The organism is Amycolatopsis orientalis, from assembly GCF_000943515.2.
Lineage (GTDB): Bacteria > Actinomycetota > Actinomycetes > Mycobacteriales > Pseudonocardiaceae > Amycolatopsis > Amycolatopsis orientalis.
Genome location: NZ_CP016174.1, coordinates 223,812 through 238,732 on the forward strand (window position 1 = coordinate 223,812; position 14,921 = coordinate 238,732).

At 68.0% G+C, this 14,921-nt stretch carries 16 protein-coding genes; 12 read left to right on the top strand and 4 right to left on the bottom strand.

Annotation, left to right across the window (positions count from 1 at the left end; genetic code table 11):
- The first annotated feature begins 1 nt into the window (after position 1).
- Positions 2–469: a MarR family winged helix-turn-helix transcriptional regulator gene (locus tag SD37_RS01055; protein WP_044849370.1), complete on the top strand. Its 468-nt coding sequence runs from the start codon at positions 2–4 to the stop codon at positions 467–469.
- A gap of 121 nt (positions 470–590) precedes the next feature.
- Complete coding sequence (locus SD37_RS01060; RefSeq protein ID WP_044849729.1) at positions 591–1,283, top strand: CAP domain-containing protein; 693 nt, start codon at positions 591–593, stop codon at positions 1,281–1,283.
- Here SD37_RS01060 and SD37_RS01065 read toward each other — a convergent pair.
- The 3 genes from SD37_RS01065 to SD37_RS01075 all read right to left on the bottom strand — a co-directional run bounded on the left by SD37_RS01065 (position 1,277) and on the right by SD37_RS01075 (position 5,302).
- Positions 1,277–2,272: a cation diffusion facilitator family transporter gene (locus SD37_RS01065; protein ID WP_044849369.1), complete on the bottom strand. Its 996-nt coding sequence runs from the start codon at positions 2,270–2,272 to the stop codon at positions 1,277–1,279. The genes SD37_RS01060 and SD37_RS01065 overlap by 7 nt on opposite strands.
- Positions 2,273–2,302: 30 nt before the next feature.
- Positions 2,303–2,815, bottom strand: a complete 513-nt coding sequence (locus SD37_RS01070; RefSeq protein ID WP_052674778.1) for a DUF742 domain-containing protein — start codon at positions 2,813–2,815, stop codon at positions 2,303–2,305.
- A gap of 192 nt (positions 2,816–3,007) precedes the next feature.
- Complete coding sequence (locus SD37_RS01075) at positions 3,008–5,302, bottom strand: (Fe-S)-binding protein (protein WP_044849368.1); 2,295 nt, start codon at positions 5,300–5,302, stop codon at positions 3,008–3,010.
- Positions 5,303–5,456: 154 nt separating this feature from the next.
- Here SD37_RS01075 and SD37_RS01080 point away from each other — a divergent pair, with 154 nt between their 5' ends.
- From SD37_RS01080 to SD37_RS01090, 3 genes are read left to right on the top strand one after another with little or no spacing between them, the layout of a single operon-like run.
- Positions 5,457–5,783 carry a DMT family transporter gene (locus tag SD37_RS01080; protein ID WP_044849367.1) on the top strand — a complete coding sequence of 109 codons (327 nt, stop codon included), beginning with the start codon at positions 5,457–5,459 and terminating at the stop codon, positions 5,781–5,783.
- Positions 5,784–6,344: a TetR/AcrR family transcriptional regulator gene (locus SD37_RS01085; RefSeq protein ID WP_037307239.1), complete on the top strand. Its 561-nt coding sequence runs from the start codon at positions 5,784–5,786 to the stop codon at positions 6,342–6,344. It begins immediately after the preceding gene.
- Positions 6,345–6,366: 22 nt separating this feature from the next.
- Positions 6,367–6,801: a GNAT family N-acetyltransferase gene (locus tag SD37_RS01090; RefSeq protein WP_044849366.1), complete on the top strand. Its 435-nt coding sequence runs from the start codon at positions 6,367–6,369 to the stop codon at positions 6,799–6,801.
- A gap of 94 nt (positions 6,802–6,895) precedes the next feature.
- On the opposite strand, the gene SD37_RS01095 is transcribed toward SD37_RS01090, so the two are convergent.
- Positions 6,896–7,435 (bottom strand): YbhB/YbcL family Raf kinase inhibitor-like protein, encoded by a 540-nt coding sequence (locus tag SD37_RS01095; protein WP_044849365.1) that lies wholly within the window; start codon positions 7,433–7,435, stop codon positions 6,896–6,898.
- A gap of 161 nt (positions 7,436–7,596) precedes the next feature.
- On the opposite strand from SD37_RS01095, the gene SD37_RS01100 reads away from it, so the two are divergent.
- The 7 genes from SD37_RS01100 (at position 7,597) to SD37_RS01130 (ending at position 14,917) form a co-directional block, all read left to right on the top strand.
- Positions 7,597–8,364 carry a DUF4097 family beta strand repeat-containing protein gene (locus SD37_RS01100; protein WP_044849364.1) on the top strand — a complete coding sequence of 256 codons (768 nt, stop codon included), beginning with the start codon at positions 7,597–7,599 and terminating at the stop codon, positions 8,362–8,364.
- 28 nt (positions 8,365–8,392) lie between these two features.
- Complete coding sequence (locus SD37_RS01105) at positions 8,393–9,064, top strand: DUF4097 family beta strand repeat-containing protein (protein WP_044849363.1); 672 nt, start codon at positions 8,393–8,395, stop codon at positions 9,062–9,064.
- Positions 9,061–10,467 carry an alpha/beta hydrolase gene (locus SD37_RS01110; RefSeq protein WP_044849362.1) on the top strand — a complete coding sequence of 469 codons (1,407 nt, stop codon included), beginning with the start codon at positions 9,061–9,063 and terminating at the stop codon, positions 10,465–10,467. Before SD37_RS01105 ends, SD37_RS01110 begins: the two co-directional genes overlap by 4 nt.
- 165 nt (positions 10,468–10,632) lie before the next feature.
- Positions 10,633–12,507, top strand: a complete 1,875-nt coding sequence (gene dnaK / locus SD37_RS01115) for a molecular chaperone DnaK (protein ID WP_044849361.1) — start codon at positions 10,633–10,635, stop codon at positions 12,505–12,507.
- Positions 12,504–13,274 (top strand): nucleotide exchange factor GrpE, encoded by a 771-nt coding sequence (gene grpE / locus SD37_RS01120; RefSeq protein ID WP_044849360.1) that lies wholly within the window; start codon positions 12,504–12,506, stop codon positions 13,272–13,274. The genes dnaK and grpE overlap by 4 nt, the downstream gene beginning before the upstream one ends.
- Positions 13,275–13,307: 33 nt before the next feature.
- A complete protein-coding gene (gene dnaJ, locus SD37_RS01125; protein WP_044849359.1) occupies positions 13,308–14,480 on the top strand; it encodes a molecular chaperone DnaJ in 1,173 nt (390 codons plus the stop codon).
- A gap of 5 nt (positions 14,481–14,485) precedes the next feature.
- A complete protein-coding gene (locus SD37_RS01130) occupies positions 14,486–14,917 on the top strand; it encodes a heat shock protein transcriptional repressor HspR (RefSeq protein WP_044849358.1) in 432 nt (143 codons plus the stop codon).
- The last annotated feature ends 4 nt before the right edge of the window (positions 14,918–14,921 follow it).

Genomic DNA, 14,921 nt, shown 5'->3' on the forward strand with positions numbered 1-14,921 from the left:
CGTGTCAAGTGAGCGAGCGGAACTGGTCGAGCGGATCCTCAACGGGTCGCGTGCGTTGTCGACCGAGACGGTCATGTTCCACACGGCGATCGCCGAGCAGAGCGGGCTTTCGGCCGTCGAAAGCAAGGTGACCGACTACCTCGCCCGCTTCGGTCCGCAGACGCCGAAGGCGCTCTCGCAGCTCTCCGGGCTCGCGCCCGCCTCGATCACCGCGCTCATCGACAGGCTCGAAGGCAAGGGGATCGTCGCGCGGAAGCCGCATCCCGAAGACCGGCGGAAGGTGCTCATCGAGATCGACGGGGCGCGGATGGCCGACGCCGCCCCGTTGTGGGATCACTTGGTGAAGTCGGTGCGCGAGGCCTGCGAGAAGTACACGGACGGTGAACTCGAGACGGTGCTCCGGTTCCTGGCCGACGCGGCGGCGATCACGAACGAGTCGACCCAGCGGCTCACCGGCCACCACCGCTGAGCGGTATTACTACTTTCGGGGGTATTGCCGTAACCAGTTCGTGATAGTTTTCGGCCCCGTGTCCCCCAATAGAACAAGAACCCGGTTACTGTTGGTCACGCTCAGCTTCCTTTTGGGCGGCGTGATCGCCAGCGCGAGCTACCTGATGGTGACCGACCGGTTCCAGGGCACTGCGCTGAGCAACCTGTCGTTGAGCGTTCCCGACACCAAGGGCAGACCCGGCGACGCCCTCGCGAAGCCGCCCGCCTACTTCGGTCAGACGTCCGCTCCGGCGCCAGGCGGCCCCGCACCCGGTACTGCCGCTCCGTCGTCGTCTTCGGCGGCCCCAACGTCTTCCTCGGCCCCGCCCAGCTCGTCCTCCGCTCCGGCCGAGCCGCCTGCCCCGCCCTCCGAGGCACCGAAGCCGCCTTCCAGTGAGCCGCCGAAGCCGCCTCGCTCGCAGGACAGCTCCCTCGCCGGTCAGGTCATCGATCTCGTCAACTCCGAGCGCGCCGACGCGGGCTGCTCCCCGGTGAGCAACGAGTCGCATCTCGCCGCCGCGGCGCAGGGGCACAGCGACGACATGTCCGAGCGGAACTACTTCTCGCACACCACCCCGGAGGGCGTGACCTTCGACCAGCGCATCCGGGCCGCCGGCTACGACAAGCCCGGCGCCGAGAACATCGCCAAGGGCCAGTCGACGGCCGCGAAGGTGATGGAAGCGTGGATGAACTCCGAGGGTCACCGCGCCAACATCCTCAACTGCAAGCTGAAGAAGATCGGCGTCGGCGTGAACACCAAGGGCATGTACTGGACGCAGAACTTCGGCTACTGACCCTTGTCCCATCGCTGCGCGATGTCGCCGTAGCGGGCCAGTACCGCCGCGCGCAGCTCGGGATCCGTACGCGGGACCGGTTCGATGAACACCTCGGTGACATCGCCGAAGGCCGCCGTCAGCTCGGTCGCCAGCCGGACGCAGGCGCGTTCGAGGTCGGCCGCGCCGAGTGCGTCGTCGAAGTCGACACGGGCGCAGACGAGCACCTGATCGGTGCCCATCAGCATGGTCTGCAGATCGACGACGGCCTCGATCTCGGGCGCGGCCACCAGGTGATCCCGGAGCCCGCGCACCAGCCGCGGATCGGCCTGCCTGCCGATCAGCAGGCCGCGGTTGGTGCGTCCGAGCACATAGGCGACGAGCGCCAGCAGCACGCCGATCGCGATCGACGCCGCGCCGTCCCAGACGTGCGAGCCGGTCAGCTGGTGCAGGCCGATGCCGGCGAAGGCGAGCAGCAGCCCGATCAACGCGGCCGAGTCCTCGAACAGCACGGTCTTCGGCGCCGGGTCGTCGATCATCCGCAGGTAGACGGACACCTTCTGACCCGCTTCGGCGGCATCACGCCGCACCTGCCGCACGGCCTGGACCCACGAGACGGACTCGAGGACGAAGGCGATCGCGAGGACGATGTAGCCGACGATCGGATCGGTCTGGTCGGTCTCCTCACCGAACACCGTCGAGAAGCCTTCGTACAACGCGAACATCGCCCCGGAGGCGAAGATCGACACCGCCGCGAGCAGCGACCAGAAGTACCGTTCCTTGCCGTAGCCGAACGGGTGGACGCGGTCGGCGGGGCGGTCCGAGCGTTTCAGCGCGGTCAGCAGGAGGACCTCGGTGATCGTGTCGGCCACCGAATGCGCTGCTTCCGAGAGCATCGCGCCGGAGCCGGTGATGATCCCGGCGATCAGTTTCAGCACCGCGATGGCGAGGTTGACCCCGCCCGCCAGCACTACGGTCAGGGTGCTTTCGCCACCGGATTCTTCACTCACCTTGCGTAGCGTAGTGCGAGTGCGGCGATCTCACAGACGACGCAAACCCTGCAGGACGCGTTCCATCAAGGCGAGTGCCGGATGACCGTCGAATTCAGCCTGCGTTTCATGAACGGTGACCAAACCGAGTTCGGCCATATCACCCAAAAGGACCTTTGCAACGCCGAGTGGAACGCTTAAGGACGCGGCCACTTCGGCGACCGAAGTCGGACGACGGCACAGTGACCGGACCGAATGGAATTCGACGCTGAACCCCGGCGCGTTCCAGGGGGCGTCCGTCCGGACGGAAATCATCGCTTCGATGGCGAAGTTCCGCTTGGACTGGGTGCGTCCGCCCGTGCGGACGTACGGGCGGACGCGCGTGCGTTGCTGCTGCTGTCGCGGGGGCCGCCGGGCGGCCGGGATACTGGGGATGGTCGCCTCCTGCGCCATCCGGGCGAGTGCCGCGGTCGACGGCAGGCGGCTGAGCGGACGAGGGGCCGACGATCCCGGCATCGCGAGGCGGTGTTCCCTGCCCGGACGGAGTTCGTGACGGTTGCCCATTGATTTCCTCGCCCCATTTCTGCGTCGCCGAAAGGAACCTCGCGGACGACAACGGCAACGAGGAAACGCCAGCTTATCGTCGCGGTGTACCGCCGAACGGGTAAGGGAACGGAATGGTCTGGTCCAGATAAAACACGAGGGGACATTCTCTCGCATTATGTGCGAGAAAATGTCCCCTCGGGCCTTGACGTGCTACTTGTCTTCCTCGGGCAGTGGCGTGCCGGTGGCCGTTTCGTCGGTGGGCGTGTCGGCCTTTCCGTCGAGTTCGGCATCCGAGACGCCGTCCAGCGACGGGGCGCCCGACGGCACCAGCTGCGGCTCCGGCTTGCGCTTGACCGCGGTCAGCAGCAGCTGGGCGACGTCGACGACCTCGACCTTCTCGCTCGCCTGACCGTCGCTCTGGCGCGCTGTCACGCCGTCGGTGAGCATCACGCGGCAGAACGGGCAACCGGTCGCGATCTTCGACGGCGCGGTGCCGAGCGCCTCGTCCACGCGTTCGACGTTGATCCGCTTGCCGATCTTCTCTTCCATCCACATCCGCGCGCCGCCCGCGCCACAGCACATCGAGCGGTCACCGTGTCGCGGCATCTCCCGCAGCTGCGCGCCCGAAGCGCCGACGAGCTCACGCGGAGCGTCGTAGACCTTGTTGTGGCGGCCCAGGTAGCAGGGGTCGTGGTAGGTGACGTCCTCGGCGACCGGGGCGACCGGGGTCAGGTGCTTCTCCCGCACCAGGCGGTTGAGCAGCTGCGTGTGGTGCACGACGTCGAACTGGCCGCCCAGTTCCGGATACTCGTTCGCGAGCGTGTTGAAGCAGTGGGCACAGGTGACGACCACCTTGCGCTCCTTGCGTTCGCGGCCCTCGAACACCGAGTTCAGGATCTCGACGTTCTGCTGCGCGAGCATCTGGAACAGGAACTCGTTACCCGCGCGGCGGGCCGGGTCACCCGTGCAGGACTCCTCGGAGCCGAGCACCGTGTACTTCACGCCCGCGATGTGCAGCAGTTCGGCGACGGCGCGTGTGGTCTTCTTCGCGCGGTCCTCGAACGCGCCGGCACAGCCGACCCAGAAGAGGTATTCGGTGTCGCCGAGGTCGCCGTCGAACACCGGCACCTCGAAGTCGAGCTCCTCGGTCCAGGCGAGCCGGTCCTTGGCGTTCTGGCCCCACGGGTTGCCCTTGTTCTCCAGGTTCTTGAACATCCCGTTGAGCTCGCTGGGGAACGAGGACTCGATCATCACCTGGTAGCGGCGCATGTCGACGATGTGGTCGACGTGCTCGATGTCCACCGGGCACTGCTCGACGCAGGCGCCGCAGGAGGTGCAGGACCACAGCACGTCGGGGTCGATGACACCGCCGTCGTCGCCGATGAGGGCCTTCTGGGACTCCGCGATGGCGAGGACGTCGATGCCCGCGTACATGTTGTCGCCCGACAAGCCGACCTCGTCACCGGCCATGTCGCGCTTGCCGCCCGCCAGCAGGTACGGCGCCTTCGCGTAGGCGTGGTCGCGAAGCTGGGTGATGAGCAGCTTCGGCGAAAGCGGCTTACCGGTGTTCCACGCGGGGCACTGCGACTGGCAGCGGCCGCATTCCGTGCAGGTCGAGAAGTCGAGCCAGCCCTTCCAGGTGAAGTCCTCGATCTTGCCGACGCCGAAGGTGTCTTCGTCCGGGTCTGCCTCTTCGAGGTCGAGCACCTTGCCGTTGCTCATCATCGGCTTGAGCGCGCCCAGTGCGACGCCTCCGTCGGCCTCGCGCTTGAAGTAGATGTTGAAGAAGGCGCTGAAGCGGTGCCAGGCGATGCCCATGGTCATCGTGCGCGCGATGACGAACAGCCAGATCGTGGCGCTCATCAGCTTGACGAACGCGAACACCGACACCAGGTTCGGGCTGGCGGGCAGCAGCTCACCGATCGGATGCGAGACGAACGCGGCCCAGACCGGGGTCTCGTGGACGTTCAGCGCGGACTTCGCGGCGCGGACGCCGATGATGCCGATGCCCTCGATGAGCACGACGGCCTCGATGAAGTACGCCCACTTGAAGTTGGAGCCCTGGAAGCGGGACTGCCGGTCGGCGCGGCGCGGGTGGTTCTTCTGGCGGACCCAGATCAGCACCAGGATGCCGACGATGGTGCCGACCCCGAGCAGCTCCATGAGCAGCTGGAAGACCGACCAGTCGTCGAGGATGGGCCAGCCCCAGGTGGGAACGAACACCTCGCCGTACGCCTCGAACAGGGCGAGCGACCCGATCAGGAAGCCCCACATGACCAGCCAGTGCGCCGGGCCGACGCTCTTGACCTTGTTCATGCGGGTGTGCGCGGCGAATTCCTTGATCAAGGTCTTCATCCGCGGCATGAACGGCCCGTTGCGGGTCGAGTCCGGCTGACCGAGGCGGATCACCCGCACGAAGCGGGCGATGGTCGCGAAGAACATTCCCCAGGCGACGACGCCGAGCAGGACCGCGATCCCGCCGAGCGTCAGCTGTACAGCGCCCATCGTCGGGTGCCTTTCGTCCGAGTGAAGCGGTGTGGTGGTTCGGGCAGACTAATGCTTCTTACTGATGGGTAACCCACTGACCGCGCCCAAGTCCCACCGATGTGGTGTACACCTCTCTTTGTTTTAAGACGATCGTCCAGGTAGTTTTTGTCATATGGGTGCGTACCTTCTTCTCGCTTTGGCCATCGCCGCGGAGGTATCCGCGACGGTGTCGTTGAAACTCTCCGAAGGCTTCAGCAAGGTGGGCCCGTCGATCGTCGTGGTGGCCGGATACGCCATCGCGTTCGTCGCCCTCGCGTACGTTCTGAAGGCCGGCGTGCCGGTGAGCGTCGCTTACGCGATCTGGGCCGCGGCCGGTGTCGCGCTGGTGGCGGCCGTCGGCATCGTGTTCTTCAAGGAGCCGGTCAACCTCGCGGTGATCAGCGGGCTGGTACTGGTGATCGGCGGCGTCGTGTTGATCGAGGCAGGGAGCGCGCACTAAGTGAAGATCCAGGTCGACGGCCGGAAGGCGCGGGGCGAGAAGCGGCGCGAGGAGATCATCGCGGCCGCTCTGCGGGTGATCGAGCGGGACGGCGTCGCCGGGGTCACCCACCGGACGGTCGCCGCCGAGGCGGGCGTGCCGACAGCTTCGACGACGTATCACTTCTCCAGCCTCGACGACCTCCTGATCGCGACCCTCATCTCGTGCGCGAGGGATATGGCGACCGAGGTCTACTGGATGATCGACAGGGCCCGTTCCCGCGGCAGCCGCGGTGCCGAAGAGGTCGCCGGGCTGCTCGCCCAGGCGCTCGGCCCGCGCCGGGGCCGGACGATGGCGGAGTACGAGCTGTACCTGCTGGCCGCGCGGAAACCCGAACTGCGGCCCGCCGCGCGGCGCTGGCTGGACGTGCTGACCTCGATGGTCCGGCACGACGACGAGGTCGCGTTCCGGGTTTTCCTCGCCGGGATCGACGGCCTGCTGATCCAGGGCCTGATCGACGACGAGCCACCGTCCGCGGAGGAGCTGCGGCCGGTGGTGGATTACCTGCTGAAACCGCGTTGACCCGCCGGGTAACTTTCGGCTCATGAGGACTGTCGGCGCTTACGAACTGGATGACGACCCGGCACGGGTGGACCTCGACGCGGTGTGGAAGTTCCTCTCCACCGGCGCCTACTGGGGCAAGTGGCGCGATCGGGAGATGGTCGAGAAGGTCGTCAGGAACGCGTGGCGCGTCGTGGGCGCGTACGAGATTTCGAGTGGCCGTCTGGTCGGGTTCGCGCGGGCGTTCTCCGACACCATCGGCAGCGCCTACCTCGCGGACGTGTTCGTCGTCGAGGACGCGCGCGGTGCCGGGCTCGGCAAGGAGCTGGTGCGGGAGATGGTCGACAACGGGCCGGGTGCGGAGTTCCGGTGGATGCTGCACACCGCCGACGCGCACGAGCTGTACCGCCCGTTCGGCTTCGGGGATCCGGCGGACGGCCAGTACATGGAGCGGCCTCGGCCCGGTGGGCGGGTCTAGCGCGCTCGTGGGTGCCGGAGTGTCATAAGGGGTCCCCATAGGACGAATTTCGTCCTATGGGGACCCCTCATGACACTTGACCGGAAGAGCCCCCTCAGCCCTTGTTCTCGTGCAGGGCCGTAAGGGTCGCCCGCGCGATCGCGTGGCTGAAGAGGTTGAAGCCCAGGAAGGCAGGCGTAGCGTCTTCGCCGACTTCCAGCTTCTCGACGTCGACGGCGTGCACCGCGAAGATGTACCGGTGCGGTCCGTGTCCGGGCGGCGGGGCGGCCCCGAGGAACTGCTTCACGCCGCCGTCCCCCTTCAGGGTGATGGCGCCCTTCGGCAGGCCGGACCCGGCTTCGTCGCCGGCGTTCGCCGCGAGCGCTGTCACCGAGGCGGGGATGTTGAACACCGCCCAGTGCCAGAACCCGCTCGCCGTCGGGGCGTCCGGGTCGTAGCAGGTCACGGCGAAACTCTTGGTCTCCGCGGGGAAGCCCTCCCAGGACAGCTGCGGGGAGCGGTCCTCGCCGCCCGCGCCGAAGATCCCGGACAGCTGCGGCGTCGGCAGGAAGCCGCCTTCCTCGATGTCGTTGCTGCTCAAGGTGAAGGCAGGCAGATCGGGCAGGAAGTCGTACGGATCGGGTGCCTGCGGCATGCGTCCTCCTGATCGTGGAACCGATGACCCCGCCAGGTTATGACCCCGAGGACCCCGGTGCGGGATCAGGGACGAATCCGGGGGTTACCCCTATGTCCATCCCGGCGCGCGGGCCTTAGCGTCGAGACACACGAAAACCTGCTCTGGAGGGACTCAAGACCATGGCGCGCCCACTCCTCGCAATCGGAGGCATCGCCTTGATCGGCGTCGGTGTCCTCACCGGCCTCGGCTGGTGGTGGCCGTCCGACGCGGAGGCGACCGCCGAGCTGACCCAGTCGATCAAGAGTGTCCGCGTCGAGAATGACGAGGGCGCCGTGAAGATCACCACGGGTTCCGGTCCGGCGAAGGTCCACCAGGAGTTTTCATACCGCTGGAACAAGCCCGGTGACGCTTACCGCATGGACGGCGACGTCCTGGTCCTCGCCGGCTGTGGCACCAGCTGCGAGGTCGACTACGACGTGGTCGTCCCGGCGGGCATCCCGGTCACCGGAAAGGTCGACTCGGGCGCGGTGGAGATCGCCGGGATGTCCACTGTGGACATAACGGTCGATTCCGGGCGCGTCGAGGTCCGCGACGTCCCCGGCACGGTGAAGGTCAAGGCCGGCTCCGGTCGCGTCGAACTCAAGAACATCGGGCAGGACGTCGATGTCCACGCGAGTTCCGGGGCCATCAAGGGGGAACGGCTCGGCGGCAACGTCGAAGCGCGTGCCAACAGCGGCCGCATCGAACTCGAACTGATCAAGGGCTCCGACGTCACGGCCCGGAGCGACAGCGGTTCGATCGAGGTCACCGTGCCCTCGGGCGACTACAACGTCACCGGCACCACCGACAGCGGCCACCGCGAAATCGGCGTGAACCAGTCCGGTTCGGCTCCGCACAAGCTCGATCTCAACACCGACAGCGGAAGCGTCAAGGTCAACGCGGCCTGACGGACTTTATCGGGGGAAACACTTTCTCATGGGGAACAAGGAGAAGCGCGTCCTCGGCGCGCTCGCACTCGGCGCGCTGACGGCCTTCGGGATCGTCGGCTGCACAACCGAAAACCGCGAGACGCTGAGCGACGGCACACCCGTCACCGAGCAGATCACCGCGATCCGGGTCGACGTCCCGGTCGGCGGGGTCACGCTCCGGGTCGAGGACGGCGCACCGGTCTCGCTGCACCGCCAGGTCACCTACACCGGACGTCATCCCGGCAAGACGTACAGCGTCGAGAACGGCACGCTGGTACTCGGCGGCTGTAGCCAGTGCGGCGTGGACTACGAGGTCGTGGTCCCGCGTGAGCTGGCGATCTCCGGCGGGATCGGCACCGGGAAGATCACGCTCACCCGCGCGGCGTCGGTCGATCTGCACGGCGACGTCGGGGATCTCAAGGTACTGAGTTCCTCCGGGCCGGTGAACCTGCGCACCGGCACCGGCGACATCGAGGTCGGGCTCGCCAAACCCGGCGCGGTCACCGCGAACGCCGAGGTCGGCAAGATCACCGTCACCGTCCCGGACGGCGCGTACCAGGTCCGCGCGAAGTCGGAGGTCGGCGGCGTCGAGACCGGCGGCGTACGGCAGGACCAGGCGTCGCCGAACGTCCTGGACCTGACCGCGGGCACCGGCAAGGTCACGGTGAAGACCGCATGAAGACGCTCGCCGCGCTCACGGCGCTGACCCTGCTGCCGCTTTCCGCGATGCCCGCGTCCGCCGCGCCCGGGATCGACTGGAAACCTTGCGCGACCGAGTACGCGCCGACGCTGGAATGCGCGAAGCTCCAGGTGAGCGGCGTCTTCTCGATCGCGCTGGCGAAACTGCCCGCGACCGATCCCGCGCGCCGCGTCGGCTCCCTGCTGACGAACCCGGGCGGGCCGGGCGGCTCCGGGGTCACCGTCCTCAAGTACGGCGGTCAGGGGTTCGCGCTGGACAAGCCGGAAATGGCCGAGGTCCGGCAGCGGTTCGACGTCATCGGCTTCGACCCACGGGGTGTCGGGGCGAGCACCCCCGCGATCACCTGTGGTCCGGATCTGCACGACCCCGCGGTCAGCCGGTTCCCGAAGAGCCGTGCCGACTACGAAAAGCTCATCGCGCACAACCGCGTTTCCGGTGCCGAGTGTCTCAAGAGGACAGGACCGGGTTTGACCCATGTGGACACCTGGAGCGCCGCCGACGACATCGAGTCGATCCGGATCGCGCTGGGCGAGCCGAAGGTGAACTGGCTCGGCGTCTCCTACGGTTCCGAACTCGGCGCCGCCTACGCGGAGAAGTATCCGAAGCGGATCCGGGCGATGGTGCTCGACGGGGCCGTCGACCACTCCCGGCCGACGCGGCAGGCGGTCCTCGACGAGGCCATCGCGACCGAAGGCGCGCTCAACGACTTCGCGAAGTGGTGCACGACTTCGGACGAGTGCGTGCTTCGCGGCAAGGACGTCATCGCGACCTACGACGCCCTCATGCGGACGCCCGGCGGTGTCCCGTCGAAGCAACTCGGGCGGAACGTGACCGCCGAGGAGATGGCGTCGGGCCTGTACGGCTCGATCATCCTGCCGATGTTCTGGCCGGACTTGGCGAAGGCGGTCGAAGCCGCGAGGGCGGGGAACGCGGACGGGCTGCTGCCCTACGCGCAGCTGGACCCGTCGTACGGCGCGTACCGCGCGATCGGCTGCCACGACTTCGGCTCGCCCTTCACCTCCTACGCCGACATGAAGGCGATGCAGGGGCTGGTGAAGGCCCTCGCGCCGCACAGCTGGCGCTACTCCGAGTTCTGGGACATGGCGAGCGGCTGCGCGGGCTGGCCGGTGGCCTCCGCGTACCTGCCGCGGCCACAGCACGTGCGGGGCGCGGCGCCGATCCTCGTGGTCGGCGGCGAACACGATCCGGCGACGCCGCTGGTGTGGGCGAAGGGGCTCGCGCGGAACATCGAGAACTCGATGTTGCTGGTCGACGCCGGATACGGGCACACGGGGCTGCTCAACTCGGGCTGCGTGCGCACCGAAGAGGTGAAGTACCTGGTGAGCGGGGTCACACCGGCTCCGGGCACGGTCTGCCGGTAGGCCGGGAACAAGACGCCCGGGTCGCTCGTTGAGCCGGGTACAAGGTTGAGTGCAGGCGGCTCAAGTCCAGCTTGACGGAAGCCGCACCATCCCGATAGAACTTGCGTGGCGCCCACTCAAGGTGGGCGTGAACGTGCAGGTCACGAATAGCAGGAGGAACACACCATGGCGCGAGCGGTCGGCATCGACCTCGGCACGACCAACTCGGTCGTCGCTGTCCTTGAGGGCGGCGAGCCGACGGTCATCGCCAACTCGGAAGGTTCACGCACCACCCCGTCCATCGTCGCCTTCGCCAAGAACGGCGAAGTGCTGACAGGTCAGCCGGCGAAGAACCAGGCCGTGACGAACGTCGACCGGACCATCCGGTCGGTCAAGCGGCACATCGGTACCGACTGGAAGACCGAGATCGACGGCAAGGCCTACACCTCGCAGGAGATCAGCGCCCGGGTGCTGATGAAGCTCAAGCGCGACGCCGAGGCGTACCTGGGCGAGACCATCACCGACGCGGTCATCACCGTCCCGGCCTACTTCGAGGACGCGCAGCGGCAGGCCACCAAGGAGGCCGGGCAGATCGCCGGCCTGAACGTGCTCCGCATCGTCAACGAGCCCACCGCGGCGGCGCTGGCGTACGGCCTCGACAAGGGCGAGAAGGAACAGACCATCCTGGTCTTCGACCTCGGTGGCGGTACGTTCGACGTCTCGCTGCTGGAGATCGGCGAGGGCGTCGTCGAGGTCCGCGCGACCTCCGGTGACAACCACCTCGGTGGTGACGACTGGGACGAGCGCATCGTCACCTGGCTGGTCGACAAGTTCAAGTCGTCCAGCGGCATCGACCTGACCAAGGACAAGATGGCGCTCCAGCGCATCCGCGAGGCGGCGGAGAAGGCGAAGATCGAGCTGTCCAGCTCGAACTCCGCCAGCATCAACCTGCCGTACATCACCGTGGACGCGGACAAGAACCCGCTGTTCCTCGACGAGCAGCTCTCCCGCGCCGAGTTCCAGAAGATCACCTCGGACCTGCTGGACCGCACCAAGGCGCCGTTCAACAACGTCATCCGGGACGCCGGGATCGCCGTCGGCGACATCGACCACGTCGTGCTCGTCGGTGGTTCCACCCGGATGCCCGCCGTCGCCGAACTGGTCAAGGAGCTGACCGGCGGCCGCGAGCCGAACAAGGGCGTGAACCCGGACGAGGTCGTCGCGGTCGGCGCGGCGCTGCAGGCCGGTGTGCTCAAGGGTGAGGTCAAGGACGTCCTGCTGCTCGACGTGACCCCGCTTTCGCTGGGCATCGAGACCAAGGGCGGCGTGTTCACCAAGCTCATCGAGCGCAACACCACGATCCCGACCAAGCGTTCGGAGATCTTCTCCACCGCGGACGACAACCAGCCGTCGGTGCAGATCCAGGTGTTCCAGGGTGAGCGCGAGATCGCGGCGCACAACAAGAAGCTCGGCATGTTCGAGCTGACCGGCCTGCCGCCCGCCCCGCGTGGCGTGCCGCAGATCGAGGTCACCTTCGACATCGACGCCAACGGCATCGTGCACGTGACCGCGAAGGACCTCGGCACGAACAAGGAGCAGTCGATGACGATCACCGGTGGCTCCGCGCTGCCGAAGGACGACATCGAGCGCATGGTCAAGGACGCCGAGGCGCACGCCGAGGAGGACAAGAAGCGTCGCGAGGAAGCGGAGACCCGCAACCAGGCCGAGACGCTCGTCTACCAGACCGAGAAGTTCGTCAAGGACAACGAGGACAAGCTGCCCGACGAGCTCAAGGGCAAGGTGAAGACCGCGATCGACGAGGCCAACGAGGCGCTCAAGGGCACCGACTCGGCGAAGATCCGTGAGTCCATCGAGAAGCTGAACACCGCTTCGCAGGAACTCGGCACCGCGCTCTACGCCAACGCGGCCGGGAACGCCGCCGACGGTGCCGCCGCCGGTGAAGGCGCCACCGGTGCCGGTGCCGGTGCCGGTTCGCAGGCCAAGGCCGACGACGTGGTCGACGCCGAGATCGTCGAAGAGGACGAGAAGGACAAGAAGTGACCGAACGCTACGACGAAACCGAGGGCCGGGGCCCGGACGAACCGGTGGTCGTGCGGGACCGTCGGCGGATCGATCCGCTGACCGGTGAGGTCCGCCAGGCCGCCCCGGCGTCCGAGCCCCAGGACGGCCCGAAGCACGCCGCTCCGACCGAGGAGCCCGCGGCGCCCGAAGCGGCGCACGCGGGCCCCGGCCTCGGGGACTCCATTGTGGACGATTCGGTATCGGTGGCCACCGGTCTGGAGAAGGAGCTGGCGGAACGCACCGCGGACCTTCAGCGGCTCCAGGCGGAGTACGCCAACTACCGCAAGCGGGTCGACCGTGACCGCGAGCAGGTCGTCGCCGGCGCGAAGGCGTCGGTCGTCGGCGACCTGCTCCCGCTGCTCGACGACCTCGAGCGTGCGGAGCAGCACGGCGATCTGACGGGTGCCTTCAAGGCGGTCGGCGAGAAGCTGGTCGCCAGCCTGCAGCGGTCGGGACTCGAGCCGTTCGGCGCCGAGGGCGAAGCCTTCGACCCGAGCGTGCACGAAGCCGTCCAGCACAGCACCTCGCCGGACGTCGCGGGCCCGACGGTCACCACGGTCATGCGCCGCGGTTACCGCTTCGGCGAGCGCGTGCTCCGTGCCGCGCTGGTCGGGGTCACCGATCACGAACCGGGTGCGGCCCCCGCGGCCGCCCCCGCACCGGAGGCGCAGGCCACCCCGGTGGACCCGCCCGTCGGCGGCGAACTGCCGCTCGAGGGCGAACTTTTCGATGAGAACAACCGCTGATCGGCGAAACGGCGTGAAAGGAGGAGACGTTCGGTGAGTGCACGAGAATGGATCGGTAAGGACTTCTACCGTGAGCTGGGCGTCTCCTCCGATGCCACCCCGGACGAGATCAAGAAGGCCTATCGCAAGCTGGCCAAGGAGAACCACCCCGACGCCAACGCGGGCAACGCGGAGGCGGAGAAGAAGTTCAAGGCGGTCTCCGAGGCCTACGGCGTGCTTTCCGATACGTCCAAGCGCAAGGAGTACGACGAGGCCCGGCGTCTCTTCGGCTCCGGCGGTCCCGGCGGCTTCGGCTTCCCGGGTGGCGGCGGTGGCGCCGGCGGCTTCGACGTCGGCGACATCTTCGGCCAGGCCGGTCAGCAGCAGGGCGGCTTCGGCGGGCTCGGCGACATCCTCGGCGGCCTCTTCGGCCGTCGCGGCGCCGCCGGTGCCACGGCGAACCGGCCGCAGCGCGGCACGGACGTGGAGACCGACGTCCGGATCGACTTCACCGAGGCGGTCAAGGGCGCGACCCTGCCGCTGCGGCTGTCGAGCCCGGCGACGTGTTCCACCTGCGGCGGGAACGGCGCGAAACCGGGGACTTCCCCGCGGACGTGTTCGACCTGTCAGGGCAGCGGGCTGGTCAGCCGGAGCCAGGGCGCGTTCGCGTTCTCCGAGCCGTGCCGCGACTGCCGCGGCCGCGGCTCGATCATCGACGAGCCCTGCCCGGAATGCGCGGGCGAGGGCGTCAGCACCCGCACCCGCACGCTGACCGTGCGGATCCCGCCGGGCGTCGCCGACGACCAGCGGATCCGGCTCGCCGGCCAGGGTGAACCGGGCCGCGGGGGCGCGCAGCCGGGCGATCTGTACGTCCGCGTGCACGTCGCACCGCATCCGATCTTCGGGCGGCAGAACCTCGACCTGACGATCACCGTGCCGGTGTCGTTCACGGAACTGGCCCTCGGCGGCACGATCACCGTGCCGACCCTCGAAGGCAAGGTTTCGCTGAAGGTGCCGCAGGGCACGGCGAGTGGTCGCGTACTTCGCGTGCGCGGCAAGGGAATCGCGAAACGGGACGGCGCGCAGGGCGATCTGCTGGTCACCCTGCAGGCGGCCATTCCGTCCAAATTGGACGACAAGGCCCGTGAGGCCCTGGAGGCCTACGCGGACGCCATGGCCGAACACGACCCGCGACCGGAGATCACCGAACTTCTCGAAGGCAGGTGAGCAGGATGTTCGGCGGGCTGCCGCACGGTGCGGACGAAGACACCCCGGTGTTCGTCATCTCGGTGGCGGCGCAGCTTTCCGGCCTGCACGCGCAGACCCTCCGGTCCTACGACCGGCAGGGTCTCGTGTCGCCGGGCCGGACCTCCGGTGGCGGACGGCGCTACTCCATGCGGGACATCGCGTTGCTGCGCGAAGTGCAGCGACTGTCCCAAGAGGACGGTGTCAACCTCGCGGGCATCAAGCGGATCATCGAGCTGGAGAACCAGGTCGACGCGCTGCGGGACCGGATCGCCGAACTGACCGAGGAACTCGCGGCCGCGTACACCGCCGCCGAACAGACGGCCGCGGCCGTGCACGCCTCCTACCGCAAGGACCTCGTGCCCCTGCGGCAGCAGACCGCGCTGGTGGTCTGGAAGCCCAAACCACGCCTCCGCTGACCTC